Genomic DNA, 3,576 nt, shown 5'->3' on the forward strand with positions numbered 1-3,576 from the left:
GACGCATAATCGAGGTCATTGCGCGGGTAGACGAAGGGCTGGCCAACCGAATATTTGAACGCCATCGCCGCAATCGTCGGCAATTTCGCGATCATGCGCATTGCCGCCACTTCGCGTTGCCACGGGTCATTGATATCGAGACTGTCGTGGTAGAAGGCCGACATCGCGCCGACCACGCCCACCATCGTCGCCATCGGGTGGCTGTCACGGCGGAAACCGCGGAAGAAGTAGTGCATCTGCTCATGCACCATTGTGTGGCGCGTGATGCGACCTTCGAAATCGGTTATCTGCTTGGGCGAGGGCAGTTCGCCATTCAACAGCAGATAGCAGACTTCGAGAAAATGCGAGTTTTCCGCCAGTTGTTCGATCGGGTAGCCGCGATACAGCAACTCTCCCTTGTCGCCGTCGATATAGGTGATCGCGCTTTCGCAAGCGGCGGTCGAGGTGAAGCCCGGGTCATAGGTAAAGACATCGGCTTCGCCATAAAGCTTGCGGATGTCGAGCACGTCGGGGCCGACGGACGGACTAAGAATTGGCAGGGTATATGTTTTTCCGTCGAGGTTCAGAGTTGCGGTCTTGGTCTCGGCCATGTTTTTCCCTCTCGCATTGCCCGATCACGTCGGGCGTTATCCCTCTCGATGGTGGCCCGTTCAGGCCACCTGGTCGCCAATGCGCGCCAGCGTTTCATCGCGGCCAAGCACCAGCATCATGTCGAAAACGCTAGGCGTTACAATGCGCCCTGCGAGTGCCGCCCGCAATGGCCCGGCGAGTTTGCCAAGACCAAGACCATGTGCCTCTGCAACCGTGGCTGCAGAGGCCTCGAGCGCCTCTCGTGTCCAGCTAGCATTTTGCAAATGCGGCGTCAAATCTCGCAACAGTTCGCGGGCAGCCGAATCGAGTGCCGCCGCCGCTTTCGGTTCAAGCTCCAGCGGCCGGGTGGTCAGCGCAAAATGTGCTTTTTCAAGAAGTTCCGGAAAGGTCTTTGCGCGTTCCTTGGTAAAGGGCAGTGCTTGGCGCAACCCTTCGCGCTGCGTTGCGCTGAGCGCAGGCTTACCGGCTGCGGCCAGATATGCCGCAATTTCTGGCAAAAGATCTGCGTCATCGGCCCGCGCGATATGATAGCCCGAAACGCTTTCGAGTTTCTTGAAATCAAGCCGCGCCGGGGCGCGCCCGATTCCCGGTAGATCGAACCAGTCTCGCGCCTGCGCGTCGTCGAAAAGTTCGTCGTCGCCGTGGCTCCAGCCGAGGCGGGTGAGGTAGTTGCGCATGCCCGCCGCCGGGTAGCCCATCGCCTGATATTCTTCGAGCCCGACCGCGCCGTGGCGCTTGCTCAGCTTTTTGCCGTCGGGGCCGTGGATCAGCGGGATATGCGCGAAAACCGGCACCGGCCAACCCATTGCGCGGTAGATTTGCACTTGCCGCGCGGCATTGGTCAGATGGTCATCGCCGCGGATGATATGGGTTACTGCCATGTCATGATCGTCCACCACAACGGCGTGCATATAGGTGGGTGTGCCATCAGAGCGTAAACAAACCATGTCGTCGATCTGGTCGTTGCCAAAGGTGACCGTGCCCTGAACCGCATCTTCGATCACCGTAGCGCCCTCGCGCGGGGCCTTCAGGCGGATCACGAAAGGCGCATCGGGGTGGCTGGCGGGGTCGGCGTCGCGCCAAGGGCTTTGAAACAGGGTCGAGCGGCCATCGGCGCGGGCCGCCTCGCGGAAGGCTTCGATCTCTTGCTGGGTTGAAAAGCATTTGTAGGCGGCCCCGCGCGCCAGCATCTCGCGCGCCACTTCGGCATGCCGCTCGCGCCGCGCGAACTGGCTGATCGCCTCACCGTCCCAATCGAGCCCCAACCATTCGAGCCCACGCAGAATGGCCGCCGTGGCCTCGGGGGTGGAACGCTCGCGGTCGGTATCTTCGATACGCAGCAAAAACTTGCCACCACGCCCGCGGGCATAGAGCCAGTTGAACAGCGCCGTGCGCGCGCCGCCGATGTGCAGATAGCCCGTGGGCGAGGGCGCGAACCGAGTGACCACCGGGGCGGGAGTGGAGGAGGACATCTGCATTAACCTTTCGGTAACCATGAGCCGGTTAGGCTTTCGCGCCGATCCTTAGGCAAGGATGCGCGGAGAAACAAGATTGGCCAGTCTTGCCGAGCCATATGAGGGCGCAGCGCACACCGCCCCCGATCGGCGCGCGGCGGCGGCGTGGGGTGGGCTGCGCCATCCGCTCGCAGCACTTGCCGCGGCGCGTGCAGACCTCTTTTTGTGGCTGCCGATCTGGCTGGGGGCGGGCATCGGGCTATGGTTCGCGCTTGACTGGGAGCCGGGGCGGGCAAGCTATACGCTGGCTTTCATCTGCGCGGTGCTGGGTGGCGCGGGGTGGATGCGCGCGCCCGATGCCGCGCGCATGCCCTTTGCCGCGCTGGCGGTGACGGCGGCGGGTTTTTTGCTGGCCGGGTACCGCGCGCATGATCTGGCGGCACCGGTGATCGGCTTTCGCTATTACGGCCCGGTCGAAGGCCGGATCATCGCGATCGACAGGTCTGGGGCTGATTACATCCGCCTCACGCTTGACCGCGTGGTGTTGGAAGACACGCCCCCCTCTCGCACTCCGGCCACGTTGCGGGTGGCCCTGCACGGCGATCAATCGCAGCTTTTGGCCGAGCCGGGGCAGCGTGTGATGATGACCGCGAACCTGATGCCACCGGCTGGCCCCGCCTCACCACACAGCTATGATTTCCGGCGTAACTCTTGGTTTTCAGGGTTGGGCGCGGTGGGCTATGTCCGCGCGCCTGTGCTGCTTGCCGCGTCACCTGAGGCTGGCGATTGGGCACTGGCCGGGCATCGGCTGCGGATGCGCCTTTCGGCTGCAATGCAAGCGCGTATGCCGGGGCAGGCGGGCGCGGTTGCCGCGGCGTTGATGACGGGTGACCGCTCTGCCATAGCCGAGGCGACCAACGCCTCGATGCGTGCCTCGAACCTTTATCACATCGTTTCGATCTCGGGCCTGCACATGGGCATGTTGGCAGGGTTTGTCTTTGCCGCGCTGCGCTATGGGCTTGCGCTGGCGGGCAGTCTGGCGCTGTGGTTGCCGGTCAAGAAGATCGCGGCGGCGGTGGCGTTGCTGGCGGCAAGCATCTACCTTTGGGTCGCCGGGCCCAATGTGGCGACAGAACGCGCCTATGTGATGGCCGCGACGATGTTAGTGGCCGTGCTGGTTGACCGCCGCGCCATCAGCCTGCGCACCGTGGCGGTGGCCGCACTGGTGCTGCTGGTGAAAGAGCCTGAGAGTCTGGTGGAGCCGGGTTTTCAGATGTCGTTCGGCGCGACGGTGGCATTGATTCTGGTGTATCGGCCTTGGGCGGCGGTGCAGCACCTCGTGCCTGCGATGCTGAAACCGGCGGCGATGTTGACCCTATCCTCGCTGGCTGCGGGGTTTGCCTCGGCACCGATTGCCGCTGTGCATTTCAATCGGATGCAGGAATACGGGCTGCTAGCCAACCTTCTCGTGGTGCCGGTGATGGGCACGGCGGTGATGCCCGCAGGCGTCATTGCAGCGATCGCGGCACCC

3 protein-coding genes are annotated in these 3,576 nt (G+C 63.4%); 1 reads left to right on the top strand and 2 read right to left on the bottom strand.

Annotated elements, in window-relative coordinates; translation table 11 throughout:
* Together ABY403_RS14495 and gltX are read right to left on the bottom strand one after the other, a co-directional pair.
* Positions 1–590, bottom strand: a 590-nt coding sequence (locus ABY403_RS14495; protein ID WP_372841531.1) for a citrate/2-methylcitrate synthase, incomplete at its 3' end; no start/stop codon positions are given.
* A gap of 60 nt (positions 591–650) precedes the next feature.
* The gene (gltX, locus tag ABY403_RS14500; protein ID WP_372841532.1) at positions 651–2,063 is read right to left on the bottom strand and encodes a glutamate--tRNA ligase; all 1,413 of its coding nucleotides are present in this window, start codon (positions 2,061–2,063) and stop codon (positions 651–653) included.
* Between the two features lie 79 nt (positions 2,064–2,142).
* Between gltX and ABY403_RS14505 the strand changes: the two genes are divergently transcribed.
* On the top strand, positions 2,143–3,576 hold a 1,434-nt coding region (locus ABY403_RS14505; protein ID WP_372841533.1), incomplete at its 3' end, for a ComEC/Rec2 family competence protein.

Origin of the sequence: Phaeovulum sp. (assembly GCF_041596715.1) — a bacterium.
Classification (GTDB): domain Bacteria; phylum Pseudomonadota; class Alphaproteobacteria; order Rhodobacterales; family Rhodobacteraceae; genus UBA6213.

Excerpts from the sequence above, each read along its gene's own strand:
- gltX (WP_372841532.1), bottom strand. The coding sequence starts at position 2,063 with ATGTCCTCCTCCACTCCCGCCCCGGTGGTCACTCGGTTCGCGCCCTCG.